Genomic DNA, 19,560 nt, shown 5'->3' on the forward strand with positions numbered 1-19,560 from the left:
AGAATTTTTTATGCATTATAATTTAAAATAAGATTAGTTAGAGATATAAATATCTTTAGTTTATTTATACCTCTAATTTTTCATAAATTATCTCTCTATTATATTGATTTTTTTGCACGAATAAGTGTGCTTTTAGAGATTCCAGTCATCTTCACAACCTCTCTATATGGTTTAGAGTTTAATAATCCTAATGCATATTGTATCTGTTGATTACTGTATTTCTTTGGTCTACCATCTTTAAAATCCTTTTTCTTTCTAGCAAATTCCTTGCCTAATTGAGTACGCTCTATTATCATATTTCTTTCAAGCTCTGCAACTGCAAGCAATGTAGTTAGAAAAAATTTACCCATTGAAGTATTTTCTAAGAGTCCTATATTTAAAATATGAACACTTACTTCTTTAGCAAATAATCCTTCTATTAATTGTATTCCTTCTGATGTACTTCTAGCTAGCCTATCTAATTTAGTTGCAACAAGTAAGTCGCCCTTTTTCAGAGATGATATAACTTTTTCAAATTTAGGTCTATTTGTAGTAGTACCTGTATAAGTTTCTTTTATTATCTTAGCATCGTTATATTTGCTCAATATTTCCTGTTGTTGCTGATACAGACTATTGTTATCTGTTTGATTTTTTGTACTTACACGACAATATCCATATATAATAATAATCACTTCCTAACATAAAGATTTAGTACAGAAGTTGCCTAGAGGCTTGTATCTAATCATCTTTATCCATTTTACTAAAATGGTTTTTTAGTGTCAATACTGTTAACTTTTGACACCATAATAATTCCTTTATAATTTGTTTGACTATGTCAAAAATTACCAATATAATGAAATTAATGAGTTTACACAAATTGGAGGAAATAATATGAATAGTCTGTTAAAAGAAGCAATAGATGAATTAAAAAACATCAATTGTGGCGAAGTTTTTTTATTAAAAGAATTGTTCAAAGGCTATGAATGGAACAGGTTGGAGATGAATATCAGATTAAAATTAGGAAAACTCTTTTTATATGAAGTGGTAAGTAATCCCAATTTGAATGTAGAGGTTATTAATAAAAACTCTGCTTATCAGCAAATGTATAAAAAAAAATAGTGACTTAAATGTATATGATAATATAATCCTCTTGTTGATTCAAAAGTTAAAACTTTTAATACAAAACAATCGTGCTATTTTAAATATTTATCAATATGTCTAAATTTATATAATTAACACATATAAATAGTACTATTTAAATCACATTATTTAAGATAGATAAATCTTAACCCTACTCCAGTATAAATACTAAAATAGGGCTTAGAATTATCTATATTTTTATCCTATAAAATGCTTCGATTTTCCTCTTGATTGAACATATATATCTGGAGAGATACAATAGAAACGTGAATTTATGAAATTTCCAAAATCAGAAAACTTAAGCTTGAACTTAGGTATTCCAAAACTTTCAGGTGCTATCTCATCAACACCAAAATAAACAACAATTCCATCATCTGTAAGATAAAAAGCTTGGTCCTCAGGTATGACTAGTTCCACATTAGAATAATACATATCTCTATTTTCATTTATTTGAGATTTTATATAATCAGTTATTATATTTATATAATCAACCCCATCTCTAAAAACGTCATCAAGCAAAAGTTCTTTTCCAGTTGTCAAATCTATATTGTAATTATTCAATGTATTATATTTAGGTCCAGAGTTACTAGTAAACGCCATAAGACTTAATATCATACTTAGCACATAATTTTTATTAAAAGTAACTGCATAATTTGTAGATACCCAGTAGCTTTGCTTTGGAAGTGAATTTTGAGAAGCTGCATTATTATATTCTTGTTCTTCTTCCTGTAAACCATTTTTAAAATTGTTTACAGTCATTTTTACAGCATTGTTTATGTTATTTAAAATCGCTGGATTTACATAAGTAGATTGATTTCTAATATTGTATATTATAGGATATTTTACATCGTATGAAAAATACTTACTTCTTTCAAAGTCTTCATTAAATTGCACATATAATATGTTATATGTACAAGTATTTGTAGATTGATAATTTTCCATTAAAATCCTCCCCCTTTTATTAAAAAAATCAGATACAATATAATATGCTTAAAACAGTAATAATGTTAATAGTAAATGCAAAGAATAGAAAGTATCTAAAACAGCAAAAAATGACTGATTTTGTGGTATAATACATAGGATTGAGAGTTATTTTATAGGAGGAAAGATATGTTATTATTAGCAGATAAATGGAAAGAATATGAACTTATAGATATGGGAAATGGAGAAAAATTAGAACGTTGGGGTAATTATGTACTTAGAAGACCAGACCCACAAGTTGTATGGCCAATGGAATCTGAATGGGCTCTATGGAAAAATCCTCATGGACATTATCATAGAAGTAATAAAGGTGGAGGTCAATGGGAACATAAAAAAAGATACCCTGAACAATGGACTATAAATTATAAAAACTTAAAGTTTCACATTAAACCAACTGGATTCAAACATACTGGATTGTTCCCAGAGCAAGCAGCCAATTGGGATTGGATGATAGACAAAATAAAGAAAGCTAACAGACCTATAAAAGTGTTAAATCTGTTTGCATATACAGGAGGAGCTACAGTAGCTTGTGCATCTGCTGGTGCAGAAGTATGCCATGTTGATGCAGCAAAAGGTATGGTTAATTGGGCAAAAGAAAACATAGAGTTATCAGGTCTTAAAAATCAAACAGTAAGATTTATAGTAGATGATGTTGTAAAGTTTGTTGAGAGAGAAATAAGAAGGGGTAAAAAATATGATGCAATAATAATGGACCCACCTTCTTACGGAAGGGGACCTAAGGGAGAAGTATGGCAAATAGAAGAAAAACTATATAGTTTTGTAGACTTATGTATGGGAGTTTTATCAGATGACCCATTATTTTTCTTGATTAATTCTTATACAACAGGCTTTTCTCCAATAGTTCTTGAAAATGTACTTTCTACAACAATAGGCAAAAAAACAAATGCAGGAGATATATATGGAGGAGAGTTAGGAATACCAGCTTCTAGAGATGGTAAGATTCTTCCTTGTGGTATATTTGGAAGATGGGAGAAAAAATAATGATAAAAGTCATATATGAAGATAACCATTTATTAGTTGTAGAAAAACCAGTTAATATATTGTCTCAAGGAGATGATACTAATGATAAAGATATGGTAAATCTTTTAAAAGACTATATAAAAAAAAAGTATAACAAACCTGGAAATGTATATATCGGTTTAATACATAGATTGGATAGACCAGTAGGTGGAGTTATGGTTTTTGCAAAAACATCAAAAGCAGCATCAAGACTGTCTGAACAAGTAAGAAATAAGACTTTCAACAAAACTTACCTAGCTATTGTACATGGAAAAATGAAATCTTCTGAAGATACATTAAAAGATTTTTTATATAAGAATAAAAAGACCAATATGGTAACTGTAGTGAAAAAAAATCATAAAGATGCTAAAGAAGCCGAGCTTGACTATAAGATATTAGACTTTAAAGAAAATCTAAGTTTAGTTCAAGTTAACCTGAAAACTGGTCGTTCTCATCAAATAAGGGTTCAGTTTGCAAGCAGAAAACATCCATTATATGGAGACCAAAGATATGGTAAAGAAATAAATAAAGTTGGACAACAAATATCTCTTTGGTCTAATAAAATAGAAATCTATCATCCTACTACAAAAGAAAAAATGGAATTTACATGTCATCCACCTGATAAATATCCATGGAATATATTTTAAATCTCAAATGAGGTGATTGTATGAGTAAAAAGTTTTCAATAGGAGAAATGTCAAAACTTCATAAAATAAGTATACAGACACTAAGATACTATGACCAAATAGATTTATTTAAACCCGTTCATGTTGATCAAGAAAGCAATTACAGATATTACTCAATTGACCAATTTTCACAATTAGATATTATAAAATACTTAAAATATCTAGGTATGCCTCTAAAGGAAATTAAATCTAAACTTGATGAAAACAATGAAGAAATTCTAAAACTACTAACTAATAAAATTAACATAGTTGACGAAAAAATTAAAGAATTAGAACTTATAAAAAAGGTACTAAGTACTAAGAAAGAAACAATGGAAAAGGGTATGAAAGTAGATGATGTTAATAAAATAGTAAGAAAGCATATTCCACGAAGAAGTATCTTATCTATAGAATATGAAGAAGGATTAAGTAGTGAAGAAACTATGGAACTTTCGAGAAGACAAATAGCAAATATATTAGAAGATAATATATCTGTGTTTTATGGTGGTGTGAGTGGACTTGTATCTATAGATAGATTTTTAAAGGAAGATAAAGTCATTTATGACAATAGTTTTGTTACAGTTGAAAGAGATTTATTTGATACAAAATCACAAAAATATATAACAGAAATTTCAGCTGGCGACTTTATCTGTATGACATATAAGGGACCTTACAAAGAAAATTATACTGCTTTTAAGAAGCTGGTCGATTATGTTGAGTATAAAAGAATACCTATTGAAAATTATATATATGAAATACCTATAATAGACCCTTTGTCTACAAACAATGAAGAAGAGCTTCTAACTGAAATTCAGATACAAGTTAAAAAGAGAGAAATTGATTTAAGATGTTTAGTGTAATTGCCTTCTCTCAGTAAAATTTTTAAGAAAACAGGTGGGAAAATAGCTAATGCCAATTCCCACCTGTTTTTAGTATAAATTAATAGTCTTTTCTTGCACCATCTTTCAAGAAGAGTTTTTCATAAAATTAATATATGTCTTAAATTAAGCCATCTCATCTCTAAGTGCATCAATAATATTTTCTTTTTTTATCTTATTAATAGTATACAGCATTGTAATGAATACGATAAAGAGAACGCCAAACACGCTGATTCCGATACTTACCCATGGAAACGCAAAGTTAATATCATCTGTGACCATTCCTTTATGAATTAGCCAAGAAGAAATTACTGCTATAGGAAGCCCGAAAAGTAGAGCCCTCATACCATAAAAAACACACTCAAAATTCATCATTTTTTGAAAATCACGCTCAGACATTCCAACAGAGCGAAGCATGGCAAGCTCTCTACGGCGTAACTTGATATTCGTAGAAATTGTATTGAACACATTAGCAACAGAAATAAGAGAAATCATAATGATGAAAGTATAGGCGAATACGTTAACAATGAAGATGTAATTGCGGTTCTCATCCATCATTCCATACATATTGTACAGATTATGCTCAACTGTAATCCCCTCGCTCTCGATAATCTTTTCCATTTCTTCAACTGACTTAGTTGGATTTTTTGATTGAAATCCCATGCTTTTAATTCCTGTAGAAGCATCGAGAGTCTCAAACTTATCTTTGGCTGAATAAGGAGCCAATACTCTAAAGCTTGCTTGTTTATGATTGGAGTTTCTTACACCTGGAGGAGAATCAGGTGGTACTATTTTTACAAATGTAATGTTTACATTTTGCTTTTCAACTTTCTTCAACTCACCATTGGTTTCAGGAATAAGATTAACATCCATGGAAGAATTTTTGAAAATATCAATAGTATGGTCATCCTCAACAACCATAGAAACAGCAATCATTTTTGCATTTTTCCCAGTATATTCTTTTGTGTTTAATCCAAGACCTTTGATAATATTCAGATAAGTACTATCATCAAGAAACTGCATATCTACTGGTAGATTAACTGTTTTATTCTTTGAATGTAAACCCTCATGGTGCAAGTAGTTATCTGTAAGCTTATTTTCTTTAACAACACATGAATAGGTCATAATTTCTTGATACAAGCCTTCGTAAACACCATTGGCACTCTTCATCTTATCATAAAGCTTTAGCATTTCACTGTCTCTCATACCTTGTGTAGAAAAAATAATGTCATGGTCAGTAACCTCTGACTTCTGACTTGACATCTGTTTCAAATCCTCTACCAAAGCACTAGTTGATATGAATAGCACTATACTTAGAGCTAATGATAGAACTATACTGCGATAGCGTTTCTTATTTCTTTTAAAATTTTTCAGTGCAAGGGTTCCCTCCAAACCATAAATGCGTTGCGCAAGATTTGATGTCTTCACAGCTTTAGATTCGACTTTTACTTCGTTTGTCTGGCGTATACACTCCATTACTGGTGTACTTGCTGCTTTTCTAGCTGGAATATAGGCTGAGATTAAGATGGTAACCATGCTGACTACTACTGCAACGATGATTGCAGGGATAGACAACGTCAAGGTCAAAGGGACGTTAGTGTATAGAACATTTGCAAAGTTTTTGGCAATAACAGAAATTACAAGCTCAATACTGACTATACCAACTGCAACACCAATTGGTATCCCAATAGCACCAATACAAAGCCCCTCAAACAACACTGAATTCCGTAACTGCTTTGCTGTAGCTCCAACAGATGAAAGGATTCCAAACTGCTGTGTGCGTTCATTCAGTGACATATTAAACGAATTATAGATTAGAAAAATTGATCCAATCATTATGATAGCAAGTACAATTCCGCCAACTGAATATAAAAACACATTGAACAGATTGTTGTCAGAAGCTCCCATGAAACGCAACACATTATCATTTAAAATGTAAGCATTCTCTCCAGTGCTACTTGCATAGGAATGAACTTGGCGCGGATTTTTCAATGTTGCAAACAAACTAAAGCTATCCACTTTGAATTGCGCATCTGCTTTGGTTATCAAAGTATATCCTGGTGCAGAAGATTCCTCAAACACGGGTTTTCGACATATACCAACAACTTTATATGTTCTCTTGTCTTGTGATACAAAGGTTTCACTTCCAGCAGTGTATGGGTTACCTTGACCAAGTCTATTATTTCCATTTATACGTTTACCTACATTCAAGGAAATAGTATCACCTACTGAGAATTTGACACCACCATCTGTTGCAACCTTACTCGAAACAATAATTTCCCCACTGTTTTTAGGTAATCTGCCAGATATCAAATCTATAGGCACAGTATCAAAAGTTTCTTCGTTAAATCCAGCTATAAAAAGATACGGTTTATCTGGGTTTCTATTGCCACTAAGTGTTGCATATCCAACATTTTCAAATACTGTAGTATTTGAAACTTTATCATTACCTTTCTGTTTCTGGACGAAAGATGAATCAACATCTAAAAAATCAATGTGCCAATCACCATATTTCGAAATAGCACCCTTTGTCATATAGTCTATCAAAGAAACTCCAAAAGTCGTGACTGCTGTAATCATGGCAGCAGATAGCACAACTCCTATAATCGTTACAAGAGTTCGTGTACGATTTTTTTTCAGTCCTTGCAGGGCAACTTTGTTGAAAATATTCATGGACGATTCACCTGTCTTTCATCACGCACTACTTTTCCATCTGCAATACATATAATTCTATCTGCCTGCAGAGCAATATTTTCATCATGTGTGACAATTATAAGTGTCTGGTGATATTTATTATGGCTTTCTTTCAGTAACTGTATAATGTCCTGTCCATTTTTACTGTCTAGACTTCCAGTAGGTTCATCAGCAAGCATAACTGCTGGTGCATTCATCAAAGCACGACCGATAGCTACACGTTGTTGCTGACCTCCAGAAAGCTGGTTTGGTAAATGCGTTTTTCGTTCTTTTAGTCCAAGTAACTCTAAAAGGTCATTTAGTCGTTCTTGGTTAACCCTTCGCTTGTCCATAAGTATAGGTAGGGTAATATTTTCCACTACATTTAGTGTTGGTATCAGATTGTGAAACTGATAAATCAATCCAACCTGTCGTCTGCGGAAAATAGCGAGTTTTTCATTACTCTGACCATATACATCCTGCCCCTCCAAATATATCTTTCCACTTGTTGGCACGTCTACACCTGCAATGGCGTGTAACAGCGTAGATTTACCAGACCCAGATGAGCCGATAATTGCTGTAAATTCTCCCTTTTGGATAGTAAGTGAAACATGGTCGAGTGCAGTGACCTGATTTTCACCCTTTCCGTAAGTCTTGCATAGATTTTGAATTTTTAAAAACTCCATTATGTGAGTCTCCTTTCTTATGGTTTACCCATATAATAGAACTTTCAACTTACATCTCTGTGACTTTCAGGTGAGAGATTAGTCACTTTGGGAAACGAATAGCAAATATAGCACCACCCTGCGGATGATTTTTTGCAGTAATTGTCCCTCCTTGACGCATTATAATCATCTTACAGAGAGATAATCCAATCCCATATCCTACCATATTTGTATTTTTTCCACGATAGAACCTGTCAAACAAAAATGGTAAATCTTCTTTCTCAAAACCCATTCCGCTATCATGAATGGTAATCTCAGTAAACAATATGTTATCCTCACAAACAATCTCAATCTTACCATTATCACCTGCCTTTTCCATACAATTTTTAAGGATATTTTGAATTGCTTCTGAAAGCCAACTTGAATCTCCCTGAATACTCATCCCTTTAGGTACGTCTACTTGTAAAGCAATATTGTGCAGTTCCATTGGAATCATAAACGGTCTAAATGCAGTGTATATCAAGTCATTTACATCTATCTGTTCACTTTTGAACTCTACAATACCCGCATCCAATCGGGATAATTTTAATAGAGAGGTAATCAACCAATCCACCTGTACAAGCAATTCTTCTGTCTCCCGTATCAAATCTTTTCTCTCATCTTCATCAGGATTAGTCTCTAATAACGACAGGATAATAGTTACCGATGTAAGAGGAGTGCGTAGCTGATGAGCTATATCAGCTAAAGAATCAGCTAGATGTTTTTTTTCTTTTTTTAGTGCGTCATTTTGCTCCCTAATACGCAATGTCATTTTGGTTATCTCACTTTGCAGAATAGAAAGTTCTCCTTCGTCTACCTCGGCAATATACAGATGGTCAGCATTATGAAGCACAATATCAATTTGTTCTGAAATATGTGCAATACTTTTGTATCGGGATTTAGTAAATATTAGAAATACTATTCCAAAAACGGCATCAGAAGCAATGACAAGTATTCCAGCTGCCGTATTGATTGAAAATCCCAGAGTTACAGTAACAACAGTTATTAATAAGAACAAAATAGTAAATTTACGAAACTCCCTATTCCGAAGCATACCCTCCCCCCAATCTATACCCTGTTCCACGAACAGTCAGAATTATTTGCGGACTTGAGGGGTCATTCTCTATCTTCTCTCTCAAGCGTTTGATATACACAGTCAATGTATTGTCATTGACAAATTCACCCGCTGCATCCCATAATTCGTCAAGCAGCCTACCCCTCGTAATAACACTTTTGGGATTGCTAATAAATACCAGCAATAAGCGGTATTCTAAAGCTGAAAGAAAGACTTCATTGCCATTTTTTTTCACAATGCCACTTGCTGTATCAACAGAAAGCCCACAGATTTCAAAAGTTGACCCAAAACGCTCACTTTTTCTTAGTGCTGTTTTGATTCGTGCAATCAATTCACGTGGACGAAAAGGTTTTGTGATATAGTCGTCTGCACCCATGTTCAGCCCAGTAACAACACTTGATTCATCTCCAGAAGCTGTCAGAAAGATAACAGGAATATCTTTTGTTTCTTTAATTTCTGTGCAAATCGTAAATCCATTTCCGTCAGGCAAGGAAATATCAATTAGTGCCAAGTCAAATTTATTGCCAACAATCTCGCCAAGTGCTTCACTTCTTGTGGGAGCGTGGGTTACCATAAATCCTTCTGCATTTAGCAAAAGAATAAGGTTCTTGGCAATTGCCTTATCATCCTCAACCAAAAATATCCGTTTCATTTATTTCATCCCCCTTTATTTTACTGGTTTTATACTTTCTATCGGTTAGTTTTGCGAGTAAGCTAAAATAAACCATGTATTTCCTATTTTTTAGCCCCTTTAATCCGCTTAAAAGAATAATCATGCACTGCCATTCTATCTTTAGTTTTCCAAAGTTTAGCAGTATATTTTGTTGTTATATAATCATAAATAACCCTTCATTGCTTTATTATATTTCTTTTGACACAAAGATACAAGTTGAGTCATAAAACACGATATAGGTAAAAACATTTTCACATAATTAGTTTATAATCATACTCCATAATCTTCACTATATCCACAGTAGTATAGCTATTAATCTTAATATTTACTAATTTTTTCTATTAGTTCTAACGTAAGTGTACATTTTATAATTTATACTTGAAAAATTAATCTAGAAGTCTTATTATATAGTTATATATACCTCATATTATAAGGTATATGATAAAACAAAGTAGGTGAATTTATGGACTTGAATAAAGAAGTACTTAAGGGGCATATTGATACTTTAATATTATCAATACTAGACAAAGGAGATTCATATGGCTACGAAATAGCAAAAGTAGTTAGAGATGAAACAAGTTTTGAATTAAAGGAAAGTACTCTCTATGTATCTCTTAAAAGATTAGAATCCAAATGTCTAATAAAATCATATTGGGGAAATGACCAAGGTCTTGGAAGTAGAAGAAAGTATTACAATATAACTGATGAAGGAAAAGAAAATTTAGAAGTAAAAATTCAAGAGTGGAACTTTATACAAAGCGTTATGAACAAATTTCTAAAGAGGGGTGAATAGATTTATGAAAATAATAGAAGAGTATTTAGGAACACTATATAAAAATGATACTAGCAAAGAAATTCAAGACTTAAAAGAAGAATTGAGAGAGCATCTAATGAATTCTACAAACGAGTTTATTGAGAATGGATATGATATAGATGAAGCACAAAATAAAGCAATAGAAAGATTTGATGGTAATAATGAAGTGTCAGTAGAACTACGTTCAATATTCAAACAAAAAATAGAACCTAAAAAAGTTTTATTACGAAAATTATCAAATTTAAGGATTGTATTTTTAAATTTATTTGGATGGCTTTTTGCTGCTACTGCATTCACAATAAATAGAAGTTTTGGTCATATAACTCCACCATGGCTGATTATAGTTTTAATAATATCAATTATTGTATTAATAATTTTAAGTATCTTAATTAAGAAATTAAAAAAAGAAATAGAAAATGATTACAATACGTAACCTTATAACTATATTTTAATTTCTTATTTATTCCTAATAAATAAAGATTATGAAGGGAGCTTTTATATGGATAAAAAAATGTTATTAGAAAAATTTCTTGATACACCAGGAGTTTCCTATATCAATGAAAAAATGAATTTATTTAAAGACACTAAATGGATTTCATTTGGCACTTATATAATGACTGTCGATAGTTTTTGTTATAAAGAAGATTCAAAACACTATAATCCAATAATGGGTACATTTGATTATGAATCAGAAATTTTTATAGTTAATGCCTTATACAAAGATGTTGTCTATTCTATCAAGAACAAAAAACTTTATAGCAATGTATCTAAGGGAGATAAGATAGTTGTTACAATTAAATATTCTTATGATAAATATGAAAATCTTATACATGAAGAAATTCATGATTATCATCTTTATCCTTTATCTATTGATTAAAATAAAAGGCGAAAGCCTCTAGAGCTAACGCCTTTAAAATAGTTTAAAATAAATATAAACTATACAATTAACATATATGACTGTAAATAAACTTGTATAAAATATATAACTTATCTACAGTCTTTTTATTATACAAAATTTATAGCCTCTTATATAAGAATTTTATTCTACTCTGCTATATTATAAACTTTTAACTTGTCTTTGTTTAAATGTTTCTTCTTAACCTCTACTAAGGCTTTTAATGTATCTAAAGATGTCATTATTTCAGTAGAAAATTCAATAGCTGTTCTTCTCATCTTAAATCCATCTCTTGTAGAGTCATTACCTTTAGTTGGTGTATTTATTACTATATCAACTTGCTTATTTCTTATAGCGTCTAATATGTTTGGTCTAGGCTCTTCAATTCTGTTTACTATATCAGCTTCTATTCCATTTTCTCTTAAGCTTTTAGCTGTTCCTTCTGTAGCAACAAAAGTATATCCTAACTCTTTCATATCTTTTGCTATCTCTATAAACTCATCTTTATCAAGATTATTAACAGTAGCAAGGACTACTCCTCTTTCATCAGACATATGTCTACCTGCTGCTAAGAATCCTTTGTATAAAGCTTCTTCTAAGTTTTCTCCTACACCTAGAACCTCTCCTGTAGACTTCATCTCAGGTCCTAGACTTACTTCAACCTTAGCTAATTTAGACATTGAGAATACTGGCACTTTTACTGATACTAGTTTTGGCTCTTTGTAAACTCCTGTACCATATCCTAAATCCTTTAATTTAGCCCCTAACATACATTTAGTCGCTAAGTCAACTATTGGTACTCCACTAACTTTACTTATATATGGAACTGTTCTACTAGCTCTAGGATTAACCTCAATTATATATAGTTCATTTTGGAATTCTATAAATTGTATATTAACCATGCCAAGTACATTAAGCTCTAAAGCTATTTTTTTAGTGTATTCTACTATCTTTTCTTTTATCTCATCAGATATATTTTGACTTGGATACATTGTTGTACTATCTCCTGAGTGAACTCCAGCTCTTTCCAAATGCTCCATTATACCAGGTATTAATATATCTTCTTTATCGCATATAGCGTCTACTTCTATTTCTCTACCAGTTAGATATTTATCTATAAGTACTGGATTCTTATGGTCTCTATCAAATGCATCCTGTAAGTATTGAGATAATTTTTCTTCGTTATAAGTTATTTCCATACCTTGACCACCAAGTACATAAGATGGTCTAACCAATACTGGGTAACCTAATTCATTGGCAACTTCAATACCTTCACTAAGTGACCATACACCTTTTCCTTTTGGTCTATTTATGTCTAGCTTTTCTAGTAAATCATCAAACTTTTCTCTATCTTCTGCTGCATCTATATCATCAAAATCAGTCCCTAATATAGGTATATTTTTCTCATGTAAGAACTTAGCTAATTTTATAGCTGTTTGTCCACCAAACTGTAGTATTACACCTTCTGGTTTTTCTTTTTCAATTATACTTAGAACTTCTTCTTCTGTTAATGGTTCAAAATACAACTTGTCTGATGTATCAAAATCTGTACTTACTGTCTCAGGGTTATTGTTTACAATTATAGTCTCAATGCCCATTTTTCTTAAAGATTTTACACAGTGAACTGAGCAATAGTCAAATTCTATACCTTGACCTATTCTTATCGGTCCAGAACCCAATACAATTACCTTTCTCTTATCACTAACAACTACCTCATCATATTGCTCATAAGTTGAATAATAGTAAGGTGATAGAGCTTCGAATTCTCCCCCACATGTATCAACCATTTTATAAACTGGCTGTATATTATATAAACTTCTCAATTCGTATAATTTCTCTGGGCTTATTTTCATTAAGTCAGATATACCTTTATCAGAGAATCCCTTTTTCTTCAATTCATGTAAATACTCTTTGTCTAAGTTTTCTATTTTTAGAACTTTTAATTTTTCTTCTTGTTCTACTATCCATTTAAATTTATTTATAAACCACTTATCAACACCAGTTATTTCTGAAATCATTTCTACTTTATAGCCTCTTCTTATCATTTCAGCTAAATCAAACAGTCTCTCATCATCAGGTACTACTACTCTAGCCTTTAATTCTTCTAATGTTCTACCTTCTGATGGAGCATGAACCAATGAATATTTTCCTGTTTCAAGTGATCTTATCCCTTTAAGAATTGCAGCTTCAAAGTTACTTCCTATACTCATTATTTCACCAGTTGCCATCATCTTAGTTCCCAATTTTCTATTGGCATGTCTAAATTTATCAAATGGCCATTTTGGTATTTTTACTACTACATAATCTAATGTTGGCTCAAAACAAGCATAAGTTTTTTTAGTTACTGCATTTTCTATCTCATCTAAAGTGTATCCTAGAGCTATCTTAGCCGCTACTTTTGCTATTGGATAGCCTGTAGCTTTTGATGCTAGAGCTGATGATCTACTAACTCTTGGATTTATTTCTATTATCGCATATTCTAAACTATGCGGATTTAAAGCTATTTGAACATTACAACCACCTTGAACTTCTATTGCATTTATTATATCTATTGATGCTTTTCTAAGTAATTGATACTCTTCATCACTTAAAGTTTGACTTGGGGCAACAACTATACTATCTCCTGTATGAACTCCAACTGGGTCTACATTTTCCATATTACATACAGTTATACAGTTACCATTTCCATCTCTCATTACTTCATATTCTATTTCTTTCCAGCCTTTTATACTCTTTTCAAGAAGAACTTGACCTACTGGACTTAATTGTAAACCATGTGTAAGAGTTTCTCTTAATTCTTCCTCAGTATCGGCTATACCTCCACCAGTTCCACCTAATGTATATGCTGGTCTTACAACTACTGGATATCCTATTTTATTGGCAAACTCAAGACCTGCTTCTAAGTTTGTAACTATATCACTAACTATTACAGGTTGATTTATTTCTTTCATTACCTCTCTAAATAAATCTCTGTCCTCGCCCTTTTTTATAGAATTTATAGATGTTCCTATAACTTTTACATTGTATTTATCTAATATACCAGCATCATGTAATTCTACAGCCAAGTTTAGTCCTGTCTGACCACCCATACCTGCAAGCAAACTATCTGGTCTTTCTTTTTCTATTATTTTTTCTATAAATTCTATTGTTAGTGGTTCTATATATATTTTATCAGCAATCTCTTTATCAGTCATTATAGTAGCTGGATTACTATTAACTAATACAACTTCTATTCCCTCTTCTTTTAGTGCTTGGCAGGCCTGTGTTCCTGAATAGTCAAACTCTGCCGCTTGACCTATTATTATTGGTCCTGACCCTAATACTAAAGTTTTCTTTATACTATCTAATTTAGGCATAACTCTTTCTCCTTATCTAAACAATTTTTACAGCTCTTATCTTTATCATCTATATAATCAATTTTAATTACTTTATTTCATCTTAAATTTGAGTTTTATCATTATACATATCTATGTTAATTAAATCAATCTATTTTTTGATTTAAGTTATTCTTATTTTTTAGCTATATATCCTCGTATTATTATTTTACTAACTCTAAAAACTTATCGAAAATATAATCATTATCTTTTGGTCCTGGGCAAGCTTCAGGATGGTATTGGACACTGTATACATCTAGATTCTCATGTCTCATTCCTTCAACAGTATTATCATTTAAATTTATATGTGTAACTTTCATTTGTTCAGGAACTTCTGAAACATAATATCCATGATTTTGAGAAGTTATAAATACTTTTCCTTCTTCTAAATCTTTAACTGGGTGATTTCCACCTCTATGTCCAAATTTAAGCTTAGCAGTCTTTCCGCCAAGAGCTAAAGCTAAAAGTTGATGCCCTAGGCATATACCAACTATAGGCTTTTTACCAATAAGGGCTTTTATATTTTCTATAACATCTTCTAGGTCTTCTGGGTCTCCAGGTCCGTTTGATAAGAATATTAAATCAGGATTTATGCTTAATACATCTTCTGGAGATGTTGTAGCTGGAAATATTGTTACATCACATCCACGAGCTACAAATGATCTTAATATGTTTCTCTTAACTCCAAAATCCATAACAGCTACTTTTGGACCATTTCCTTTTATATGCTCTACTTCTTTTCTTGTAACTGTTCTAACTGCTTCTGTATTTGAGAATTTATCCAATTTATGTTTTACATCTTCTAATTTACTCTCTTCTAATGTAATTATACCTTTCATTGTTCCATTATTTCTAAGTATCTTAGTCAAAGCTCTTGTATCTATTCCTTCAAGTCCAATAACTTTATTTTGCTTTAAATATTGGTCTATATCAATTTCACATCTAAAATTACTTGGAGAATCACTTTTTTCTCTTACTATAAATCCCTTTACTTGCACTTTTTCAGATTCTGCTGATGATAAATTTATACCATAATTTCCTACAAGAGGATAAGTCATAGTAACTATTTGACCATAGTAAGAAGGGTCTGTTAAAACTTCACCATATCCTATCATAGAAGTATTAAACACTACTTCTCCTACACTTTCTTCTAAATATCCAAATGCCTTTCCTATAAAAATTGTCCCATCTTCTAATATTAACCTTGCTTTCATATTACAGTACCTCCTATAATTCTCTTTAGGCAAGCTAAAGAACATTAACTAAATATAAGCTTTTAAATATCTATATATATTTTTCACTTTTACATTCTAGTTTTATACTTATTTACAGTTATTTTTTATCTTTTTCTATTATACTACAAATTTCTTAAAAAAAAGAAGTTATCTCAAAAGTAAAAACTCATAGAAAAAATAACTTCTTCTTTATTAATTTAATAATTAAATTCTTAAACTATACAATCAACTCAATTTCTATTCAGCTATATTGTAAACTTTTAACTTATCTTTATTTAAATGTTTCTTCTTAACCTCTACTAAGGCTTTTAATGTATCTAAAGATGTCATTATTTCAGTAGAGAACTCAATCGCTGTTCTTCTCATCTTAAATCCATCTCTTGTAGAGTCATTACCTTTAGTTGGTGTATTTATTACTATATCAACTTGCTTATTTCTTATAGCATCTAATATGTTTGGTCTAGATTCTTCTACTCTATTTACTATATCAGCCTCTATTCCATTTTCTCTTAGACTCTTAGCTGTTCCTTCTGTAGCGACAAAAGTATATCCTAACTCTTTCATATCTTTTGCTATCTCTATAAACTCATCTTTATCAAGATTATTAACAGTGGCAAGGACTACTCCTCTTTCATCAGACATATGTCTACCTGCTGCTAAGAATCCTTTGTATAAAGCTTCTTCTAAGTTTTCTCCTACACCTAGAACCTCTCCTGTAGACTTCATCTCAGGTCCTAGACTTACTTCAACCTTAGCTAATTTAGACATTGAGAATACTGGCACTTTTACTGATACTAGTTTTGGCTCTTTGTAAACTCCTGTACCATATCCTAAATCCTTTAATTTAGCCCCTAACATACATTTAGTCGCTAAGTCAACTATTGGTACTCCACTAACTTTACTTATATATGGAACTGTTCTACTAGCTCTAGGATTAACCTCAATTATATATAGTTCATTTTGGAATTCTATAAATTGTATATTAACCATGCCAAGTACATTAAGCTCTAAAGCTATTTTTTTAGTGTATTCTACTATCTTTTCTTTTATCTCATCAGATATATTTTGACTTGGATACATTGTTGTACTATCTCCTGAGTGAACTCCAGCTCTTTCCAAATGCTCCATTATACCAGGTATTAATATATCTTCTTTATCGCATATAGCGTCTACTTCTATTTCTCTACCAGTTAGATATTTATCTATAAGTACTGGATTCTTATGGTCTCTATCAAATGCATCCTGTAAGTATTGAGATAATTTTTCTTCGTTATAAGTTATTTCCATACCTTGACCACCAAGTACATAAGATGGTCTAACCAATACTGGGTAACCTAATTCATTGGCAACTTCAATACCTTCACTAAGTGACCATACACCTTTTCCTTTTGGTCTATTTATGTCTAGCTTTTCTAGTAAATCATCAAACTTTTCTCTATCTTCTGCTGCATCTATATCATCAAAATCAGTCCCTAATATAGGTATATTTTTCTCATGTAAGAACTTAGCTAATTTTATAGCTGTTTGTCCACCAAACTGTAGTATTACACCTTCTGGTTTTTCTTTTTCAATTATACTTAGAACTTCTTCTTCTGTTAATGGTTCAAAATACAACTTGTCTGATGTATCAAAATCTGTACTTACTGTCTCAGGGTTATTGTTTATGATTATAGTTTCTATATCCATTTTTCTTAGAGATTTTACACAGTGAACTGAACAATAGTCAAACTCTATACCTTGACCTATTCTTATTGGTCCAGAACCCAATACTATTACCTTTTTCTTATCACTAACAACTACTTCATCATATTGCTCATAAGTTGAATAATAGTAAGGAGATATAGCATCTATCTCACCTGCACAAGTATCAACCATCTTATATGCTGGTTTTATATTATATAGACTTCTCAATTCATATAATTTTTCTGGGCTTATCTTCATCAAGTCAGATATCCCTTTATCAGAGAATCCTTTTTTCTTTAATTCAAGAAGATAATCTTTAGTTAAATCTTCAATTCTCATAACTTTTAGTTTTTCTTCTTGCTCTACTATCCACTTAAATTTATTTATAAACCATTTATCTATACCTGTAATTTGCTCTATCATTTCTAACTTATAGCCTCTTCTTATCATTTCAGCTAAGTCAAACAATCTCTCATCATCAGGTGCTACAACTCTTTTCTTTAATTCTTCAATACTTCTCTCTTCAGATGGCACATGCACTAATGAATATTTTCCTATTTCAAGCGATCTTATACCTTTAAGAATGGCAGCTTCAAAGTTACTTCCTATACTCATTATTTCACCAGTTGCCATCATCTTAGTTCCTAATTTTCTATTTGCTTTTTTAAATTTATCAAATGGCCATTTTGGTATTTTTGCTACTACATAATCTATAGTTGGCTCAAAACAAGCATAAGTTTTTTTAGTTACTGCATTTTCTATCTCATCTAAAGTATAACCTAGAGCTATTTTTGATGAAACTTTAGCTATTGGATATCCTGTAGCTTTTGATGCTAGAGCTGATGATCTACTAACTCTTGGGTTTATCTCAATAACTGCATATTCAAAACTGTGCGGATTTAATGCAAACTGAACATTACATCCACCTTGAACTTCTACTGCATTTAATATATCTAAAGATGCTTTTTTAAGCATTGCACATTCTTTATTACTTAAAGTTTGAGTTGGGGCAACAACTATACTATCTCCTGTATGAACTCCAACTGGGTCTATATTCTCCATATTACATACAACAATACAGTTTCCTTTTGAATCTCTTATTACTTCATATTCTATTTCTTTCCAGCCTTTTATACTTTTCTCAATTAATACTTGTCCAACTGGGCTTAATTGTAATCCATGTGAAAGTATCTCTCTTAATTCTTCTTCATTATCAGCTATACCTCCACCAGTTCCACCTAATGTGTATGCTGGTCTTACAACTACTGGATAACCTATTGTAAGTGCATAGTCAAGACCTGCTTGTAAATCTGTAACTATATCACTAACTATTACTGGCTGATTTATTTCTTTCATTACATCTCTAAATATATCTCTATCTTCACCTTTTTTGATAGATTCTACTGAAGTTCCTATTATCTTTACTCCATATTTATCTAGTATGCCTTTTTCATAAAGTTCAACTGCTAAGTTTAATCCTGTTTGTCCACCCATACCTGCAAGTAAACTATCTGGTCTTTCTTTTTCTATTATTTTTTCTATAAATTCTATTGTTAATGGTTCTATATATATTTTATCTGCCACTTCTTTATCAGTCATTATAGTAGCTGGATTACTGTTTATTAATACAACCTCAATTCCTTCTTCTTTTAAAGATTGGCAAGCTTGTGTACCTGAATAGTCAAATTCCGCTGCTTGACCTATTATTATTGGTCCTGACCCTAATACTAAAGTTTTCTTTATACTATCTAATTTAGGCATAAATTTTTCT

The 19,560-nt window shown here is 31.2% G+C and carries 16 protein-coding genes; 7 read left to right on the plus strand and 9 right to left on the minus strand.

From position 1 onward, the window contains the following. Nucleotides 1-98: 98 nt before the first annotated feature. Nucleotides 99-668 (minus strand): recombinase family protein, encoded by a 570-nt coding sequence (locus tag ACTG45_RS19275; protein ID WP_074178786.1) that lies wholly within the window; start codon nucleotides 666-668, stop codon nucleotides 99-101. A 202-nt stretch (nucleotides 669-870) separates the two neighbouring features. On the opposite strand from ACTG45_RS19275, the gene ACTG45_RS19280 reads away from it, so the two are divergent. Then, on the plus strand, nucleotides 871-1,098 hold the full coding sequence (locus ACTG45_RS19280) for a single-stranded DNA-binding protein (protein WP_021386506.1): 228 nt from the start codon (nucleotides 871-873) through the stop codon (nucleotides 1,096-1,098). Nucleotides 1,099-1,317: 219 nt separating this feature from the next. Here ACTG45_RS19280 and ACTG45_RS19285 read toward each other — a convergent pair whose 3' ends face one another. Beyond that, complete coding sequence (locus ACTG45_RS19285) at nucleotides 1,318-2,061, minus strand: DUF3298 and DUF4163 domain-containing protein (RefSeq protein WP_021386514.1); 744 nt, start codon at nucleotides 2,059-2,061, stop codon at nucleotides 1,318-1,320. A 168-nt stretch (nucleotides 2,062-2,229) separates the two neighbouring features. On the opposite strand from ACTG45_RS19285, the gene ACTG45_RS19290 reads away from it, so the two are divergent. Genes ACTG45_RS19290 through ACTG45_RS19300 form a run of 3 tightly spaced genes read left to right on the plus strand, consistent with a single transcriptional unit; the run spans nucleotide 2,230 to nucleotide 4,645 of the window. Then, nucleotides 2,230-3,102 carry a class I SAM-dependent methyltransferase gene (locus ACTG45_RS19290; RefSeq protein WP_021386509.1) on the plus strand — a complete coding sequence of 291 codons (873 nt, stop codon included), beginning with the start codon at nucleotides 2,230-2,232 and terminating at the stop codon, nucleotides 3,100-3,102. After that, on the plus strand, nucleotides 3,102-3,767 hold the full coding sequence (locus ACTG45_RS19295) for an RluA family pseudouridine synthase (protein ID WP_479919602.1): 666 nt from the start codon (nucleotides 3,102-3,104) through the stop codon (nucleotides 3,765-3,767). The genes ACTG45_RS19290 and ACTG45_RS19295 overlap by 1 nt, the downstream gene beginning before the upstream one ends. 20 nt (nucleotides 3,768-3,787) lie before the next feature. Next, complete coding sequence (locus ACTG45_RS19300) at nucleotides 3,788-4,645, plus strand: MerR family transcriptional regulator (protein WP_021386502.1); 858 nt, start codon at nucleotides 3,788-3,790, stop codon at nucleotides 4,643-4,645. A gap of 144 nt (nucleotides 4,646-4,789) precedes the next feature. Here the strand turns inward: ACTG45_RS19300 and ACTG45_RS19305 are convergent, their stop codons facing one another. The 4 genes from ACTG45_RS19305 to ACTG45_RS19320 all read right to left on the minus strand — a co-directional run bounded on the left by ACTG45_RS19305 (nucleotide 4,790) and on the right by ACTG45_RS19320 (nucleotide 9,767). Further along, entirely contained in the window at nucleotides 4,790-7,336 is a 2,547-nt protein-coding gene (locus tag ACTG45_RS19305) for an ABC transporter permease (RefSeq protein ID WP_479919603.1), read from the minus strand. Then, nucleotides 7,333-8,022, minus strand: coding sequence for an ABC transporter ATP-binding protein (locus ACTG45_RS19310; protein WP_479919604.1), 690 nt, complete (start codon nucleotides 8,020-8,022; stop codon nucleotides 7,333-7,335). The genes ACTG45_RS19305 and ACTG45_RS19310 overlap by 4 nt, the downstream gene beginning before the upstream one ends. Before the next feature lie 82 nt (nucleotides 8,023-8,104). Continuing rightward, nucleotides 8,105-9,094 (minus strand): sensor histidine kinase, encoded by a 990-nt coding sequence (locus tag ACTG45_RS19315; protein ID WP_021386510.1) that lies wholly within the window; start codon nucleotides 9,092-9,094, stop codon nucleotides 8,105-8,107. Next, a complete protein-coding gene (locus tag ACTG45_RS19320; protein WP_021386518.1) occupies nucleotides 9,081-9,767 on the minus strand; it encodes a response regulator transcription factor in 687 nt (228 codons plus the stop codon). Before ACTG45_RS19320 ends, ACTG45_RS19315 begins: the two co-directional genes overlap by 14 nt. A gap of 484 nt (nucleotides 9,768-10,251) precedes the next feature. Here ACTG45_RS19320 and ACTG45_RS19325 point away from each other — a divergent pair, with 484 nt between their 5' ends. The 3 genes from ACTG45_RS19325 to ACTG45_RS19335 all read left to right on the plus strand — a co-directional run bounded on the left by ACTG45_RS19325 (nucleotide 10,252) and on the right by ACTG45_RS19335 (nucleotide 11,479). Next, the gene (locus ACTG45_RS19325; RefSeq protein WP_021386501.1) at nucleotides 10,252-10,581 is read left to right on the plus strand and encodes a PadR family transcriptional regulator; all 330 of its coding nucleotides are present in this window, start codon (nucleotides 10,252-10,254) and stop codon (nucleotides 10,579-10,581) included. A 4-nt stretch (nucleotides 10,582-10,585) separates the two neighbouring features. Beyond that, a complete protein-coding gene (locus ACTG45_RS19330) occupies nucleotides 10,586-11,035 on the plus strand; it encodes a permease prefix domain 1-containing protein (RefSeq protein WP_021386516.1) in 450 nt (149 codons plus the stop codon). A gap of 66 nt (nucleotides 11,036-11,101) precedes the next feature. Next, nucleotides 11,102-11,479: a hypothetical protein gene (locus tag ACTG45_RS19335; RefSeq protein WP_021386512.1), complete on the plus strand. Its 378-nt coding sequence runs from the start codon at nucleotides 11,102-11,104 to the stop codon at nucleotides 11,477-11,479. Between the two features lie 167 nt (nucleotides 11,480-11,646). On the opposite strand, the gene carB (ACTG45_RS19340) is transcribed toward ACTG45_RS19335, so the two are convergent. The 3 genes from carB (ACTG45_RS19340) to carB (ACTG45_RS19350) all read right to left on the minus strand — a co-directional run bounded on the left by carB (ACTG45_RS19340) (nucleotide 11,647) and on the right by carB (ACTG45_RS19350) (nucleotide 19,550). Then, on the minus strand, nucleotides 11,647-14,853 hold the full coding sequence (gene carB / locus ACTG45_RS19340) for a carbamoyl-phosphate synthase large subunit (RefSeq protein WP_479919605.1): 3,207 nt from the start codon (nucleotides 14,851-14,853) through the stop codon (nucleotides 11,647-11,649). A gap of 182 nt (nucleotides 14,854-15,035) precedes the next feature. Further along, the gene (gene carA / locus ACTG45_RS19345; protein ID WP_021386523.1) at nucleotides 15,036-16,085 is read right to left on the minus strand and encodes a glutamine-hydrolyzing carbamoyl-phosphate synthase small subunit; all 1,050 of its coding nucleotides are present in this window, start codon (nucleotides 16,083-16,085) and stop codon (nucleotides 15,036-15,038) included. Nucleotides 16,086-16,343: 258 nt separating this feature from the next. Beyond that, entirely contained in the window at nucleotides 16,344-19,550 is a 3,207-nt protein-coding gene (gene carB, locus ACTG45_RS19350) for a carbamoyl-phosphate synthase large subunit (protein WP_479919606.1), read from the minus strand. Between the last annotated feature and the right edge of the window lie 10 nt (nucleotides 19,551-19,560).

Source organism: Clostridioides sp. LIBA-7602 (genome assembly GCF_056688945.1).

Coding starts and splice junctions, on each gene's coding strand:
- ACTG45_RS19295 (WP_479919602.1), top strand. CDS start 3,102: ATGATAAAAGTCATATATGAAGATAACCATTTATTAGTTGTAGAAAAA.
- carA (WP_021386523.1), bottom strand. CDS start 16,085: ATGAAAGCAAGGTTAATATTAGAAGATGGGACAATTTTTATAGGAAAG.
- ACTG45_RS19285 (WP_021386514.1), bottom strand. CDS start 2,061: ATGGAAAATTATCAATCTACAAATACTTGTACATATAACATATTATAT.
- carB (WP_479919605.1), bottom strand. CDS start 14,853: ATGCCTAAATTAGATAGTATAAAGAAAACTTTAGTATTAGGGTCAGGA.
- ACTG45_RS19310 (WP_479919604.1), bottom strand. CDS start 8,022: ATGGAGTTTTTAAAAATTCAAAATCTATGCAAGACTTACGGAAAGGGT.
- ACTG45_RS19300 (WP_021386502.1), top strand. CDS start 3,788: ATGAGTAAAAAGTTTTCAATAGGAGAAATGTCAAAACTTCATAAAATA.
- ACTG45_RS19280 (WP_021386506.1), top strand. CDS start 871: ATGAATAGTCTGTTAAAAGAAGCAATAGATGAATTAAAAAACATCAAT.
- carB (WP_479919606.1), bottom strand. CDS start 19,550: ATGCCTAAATTAGATAGTATAAAGAAAACTTTAGTATTAGGGTCAGGA.
- ACTG45_RS19330 (WP_021386516.1), top strand. CDS start 10,586: ATGAAAATAATAGAAGAGTATTTAGGAACACTATATAAAAATGATACT.
- ACTG45_RS19315 (WP_021386510.1), bottom strand. CDS start 9,094: ATGCTTCGGAATAGGGAGTTTCGTAAATTTACTATTTTGTTCTTATTA.
- ACTG45_RS19290 (WP_021386509.1), top strand. CDS start 2,230: ATGTTATTATTAGCAGATAAATGGAAAGAATATGAACTTATAGATATG.
- ACTG45_RS19320 (WP_021386518.1), bottom strand. CDS start 9,767: ATGAAACGGATATTTTTGGTTGAGGATGATAAGGCAATTGCCAAGAAC.
- ACTG45_RS19335 (WP_021386512.1), top strand. CDS start 11,102: ATGGATAAAAAAATGTTATTAGAAAAATTTCTTGATACACCAGGAGTT.
- ACTG45_RS19305 (WP_479919603.1), bottom strand. CDS start 7,336: ATGAATATTTTCAACAAAGTTGCCCTGCAAGGACTGAAAAAAAATCGT.
- ACTG45_RS19325 (WP_021386501.1), top strand. CDS start 10,252: ATGGACTTGAATAAAGAAGTACTTAAGGGGCATATTGATACTTTAATA.